The following is a 3,486-nucleotide window of genomic DNA, read 5'->3' on the forward strand; positions in this document are numbered from 1 at the left end:
GTGCGGTTGCTATCGCGAAACGGACGATGCGACCGACGGGAATAGTTTGCTTCGGGTTGTTCTCGAGCGCCGCGACTATGCGATCGATCTCGGTCGTCGCAGGCCTGCGGTCCCGTTCGTTTCCCTTGCCGACGAGCCCCAGGCGCCGAAGCGCGATGCGCGCTTGATCTACGGCCTCGGCACAGACGATGGCGCCGTGGACGGCGGCAGCGTGCGTAAGGACAGTCTTGATATAGCCCAGGTCGATTCCGACGGTGACCGGGCCCGCCCCCTCTTTTGCCCGCTCCTTAGCGAAGGCGATGATCCGTTCGCGATCGAGTTCAATGGGTCGAAGCTTGCCCAGTCGATCACGAAGGCACGCGAGGCTGGCCTCCTTGGACCTGCCGATGACTTTGCCCACCTCGGCGAGATCCTCACGGTGGATGTCGATCAAGCCCGCGAACGACTTTGTGGCTGACGGATCAGAGTGTATAGGTTCGCCGCGGTCGATCCGGCGCTCCGTTTCTCGCGCCCAGGTTTCGGCGTCACCGCGGAGCAGGAATGTTTCGCTGGCGTACTTCCCCTTGCGCCTGACTTGGGTTCGCCAGGAACCAGAAGGAAGCTTGGTGAAGGTGGCCATACTCGTGTGCGCTATGTGTGCAGTGAGAGATCGAAAAGTGGCGAAAAGCGTCGTATTTTGGCGTGAAATGGAGTGCACACGGAACCGTGTAACGTCCTGATCCTAAAGAAAAAATGTATAAGAATCAAGCACCTACGCTGGCTATTGCACCTATGATGGATTGGACGGATCGGCATTGCCGGTTCCTCCATCGCCAGTTGACGCGCCGGGCATTGCTCTACACCGAGATGGTCGTCGCCGACGCGGTCATCCACGGCGAGCGCGAGCGCTTGCTCGGCTTCGATGGTACGGAACATCCGGTCGCGTTGCAGCTCGGCGGCTCCGATCCGCAGAAGCTTGCCGAGGCGGCCCGCATAGGCGAAGCCTTCGGCTATGACGAGATCAACCTCAATGTCGGCTGCCCATCCGACCACGTCCAGTCGGGTACGTTCGGCGCCTGCCTGATGAAAGCACCGGTTCTGGTCGCCGATTGCGTGGCGGCGATGAAAGCCTCTGTCGGCATCCCCGTCACCGTCAAATGCCGCATCGGCGTCGACGAGCAGGATCCTGAGCCGGCGCTCGATGCGCTGGCGGACGGCGTTTTCGCGGCCGGCACAGATGCGCTGTGGGTGCATGCCCGCAAAGCGTGGCTGGAAGGACTGAGCCCGAAGCAAAACCGCGACATCCCGCCGCTCGACTACGACAGGGTGTATCGGCTGAAGGCCAAAAATCCGAACGAATTCATCGGCATCAACGGCGGCATTCAGTCGGTAGACGAAGCGCTTCGCCATCTTGATCATGTCGATGGTGCCATGCTTGGACGCAGCGCCTATCACACGCCGGGCATTCTGGCAGGCGTTGACGCCACTTTTTACGGTGACAAACCCAACCCGTTCGATTTTGCCGCGCTGATCGATGCCATGGCGGAGTATGCGGCGCGCCATATTGAGCGGGGCGGGCGGCTTGGCCATGTCACCCGTCACATGGTCGGCCTGTTCCACGGTTTGCCCGGTGCGCGCCGTTACCGGCAGATCCTTTCGACCGATGCGACAAGGCCCGGCGCCGGACCGGATGTGCTGAAGGCGGCATTCGCTGCAGTCGATTTTAACGGGACGGACGCCGAAGCAGCCTGACTGTTCAGTCGAGCAAGATTATGCGTTCGCTTGCGTGTCTTCCGCGGTCTGTTCAGCAACCAGAGGACCGTCGATAGCTCGGGCAGACCTAGTCAAGCTAAGCAGAGCTCGCCCGCTCGGCGTCCTGCATTTCTTCTTTGATCGCGTGCGACATGGATCGAGTGCGCAGCGCATCGCGTTTCGGCGGCGCCTGGAATGTGCGGCGATATTCGTGCGTGAATTGCGAGATGCTCTCGTAGCCCACCTCGAATCCGGCGCTGGTTGCCGAAAAACCTTCATTGAGCATGAGGCGGCGTGCTTCGATTAGGCGAAGCCGCTTCTGGTATTGTCCCGGCGTAAGCGACGTCATGTGCTTGAAGTGCTTGTGGAAGGCCGTGAGGCTCATTGCCGCTGCTGCCGCTAAACGCTCGATGGGAACACGCGACCGATACTCGGCTCTAAGAATCGCGATGGCTGCCGCGAGACGACTCGCGTGGCTGTCCGGATCCGCCAGCGACCGCAGGGCTGCGCCGTGCTGACCGGAGAGGAGCCAATAATGCAGCTCATGCATGATTCCGGGGCGCAGGAGTGAAATGGAATCCGATCGGTCCAGCAAGCGCATCAGCCGCACTGCGCAATCCAGAATCGCGGCATTGGTGTCCTCAACGAACAAGGTGCGTGTCTCTGACGGGCGCTGCGCACGTACGCTGCCCAACTGCGCTGCGACCTCGCGCAGGAGCGTCATCTCGAGTTCGACCGCGACGGCCAGATAAGGCTCGTGCTGGCTTGCCTGCACGATGCGTCCGGCGACCGGCATGTCCGCGCTCACGATCACGGACTGCCCGGCGGTGAAGACTTGCTGCTCCCTGCCCACGGTCATCAGCTTAGCGCCCTGCAGAACCAGACAAACCAGCGGCCGATAGACCGAATGCAAGTCGCGATGTGGTGACTCGACGCACATCACCCGTAGGCCCGGCACTGGCGTCAGCGCCAGGCCATCTCGGTTTGCATGGCGGGCGGCATAGGTGTGAACGGCATGTTTGAGGACGTCCATGCAATGTCTCCTGCAGCCGCGCGATCCTGGCGATCCTAGCATGCGGGCGGACAAACATCACCTGGGCTGCAGGATCGAGCAAGTTTTGCGCATGCGTTGGCAAGCTGTCGACCGCATCGCCCGGTAGGAAATGTCCCAACCGAACAAGCCCGCTCGACAAGGAAGGGAATTCATATGTCTGGACAGAATAAAGTACCGAGACGAGCCGTGCTGGCGGCTGTCGCCATGGCTCCCGTAGCACTCGCGGTGGGCGCCGCCCACGCGCAAACGACCGGCCAGGCGCCGGTGTCGCTCGGCAAGGTCGCCCTGGTGACAGGTTCTTCCCGGGGCATCGGCGCTGCGACGGCCAGGCGCCTCGCTCGTGACGGCTATGCCGTCACCGTCAATTGCGAAAAGAACCGCGGTCTCGCGGCTGGCGTAGTTCGAGAGATCGAGGCAGCTGGCGGGCGTGCCATCTGGGTGCAGGCCGACGTCAGCGACCCAAGTGCGGTACAACGCCTGTTCGAAGAGAACGAGCGCGCGTTCGGCGGCGTCGACGTCGTCGTGAGCAATGCCGGCATCATGCGGCTCGCGCCTTTCCGCGACATGACCGACGCCGACTTCAGCCGGATGGTCGACGTCAACCAGAAGGGCAGCTTCTACGTGCTGCGCCAGGCGGCGCGGCGCGTGCGCGACGGCGGCCGAATCATCGCGCTGTCCTCGAGCACCACTCAGCTGCGCAG

General features: G+C 62.4%; 3 protein-coding genes and 1 pseudogene. 2 read left to right on the forward strand and 2 right to left on the reverse strand.

Annotation, left to right across the window (positions count from 1 at the left end; genetic code table 11):
* Positions 1–619 (reverse strand): annotated as a pseudogene (locus EOA86_RS27080) (site-specific integrase); the annotation flags it as partial.
* Between the two features lie 113 nt (positions 620–732).
* Between EOA86_RS27080 and dusA the strand changes: the two are divergent.
* Positions 733–1,731 carry a tRNA dihydrouridine(20/20a) synthase DusA gene (dusA, locus tag EOA86_RS27085; protein WP_128344493.1) on the forward strand — a complete coding sequence of 333 codons (999 nt, stop codon included), beginning with the start codon at positions 733–735 and terminating at the stop codon, positions 1,729–1,731.
* A 97-nt stretch (positions 1,732–1,828) separates the two neighbouring features.
* On the opposite strand, the gene EOA86_RS27090 is transcribed toward dusA, so the two are convergent.
* On the reverse strand, positions 1,829–2,764 hold the full coding sequence (locus EOA86_RS27090) for an AraC family transcriptional regulator (protein ID WP_128344495.1): 936 nt from the start codon (positions 2,762–2,764) through the stop codon (positions 1,829–1,831).
* A 174-nt stretch (positions 2,765–2,938) separates the two neighbouring features.
* Between EOA86_RS27090 and EOA86_RS27095 the strand changes: the two genes are divergently transcribed.
* The coding region (locus tag EOA86_RS27095) for an SDR family NAD(P)-dependent oxidoreductase (RefSeq protein ID WP_128344497.1) at positions 2,939–3,486 on the forward strand (548 nt) is incomplete at its 3' end.

Origin of the sequence: Mesorhizobium sp. M5C.F.Ca.IN.020.32.2.1, from assembly GCF_004023105.1 — a bacterium.
Taxonomy (GTDB): domain Bacteria; phylum Pseudomonadota; class Alphaproteobacteria; order Rhizobiales; family Rhizobiaceae; genus Mesorhizobium; species Mesorhizobium wenxiniae.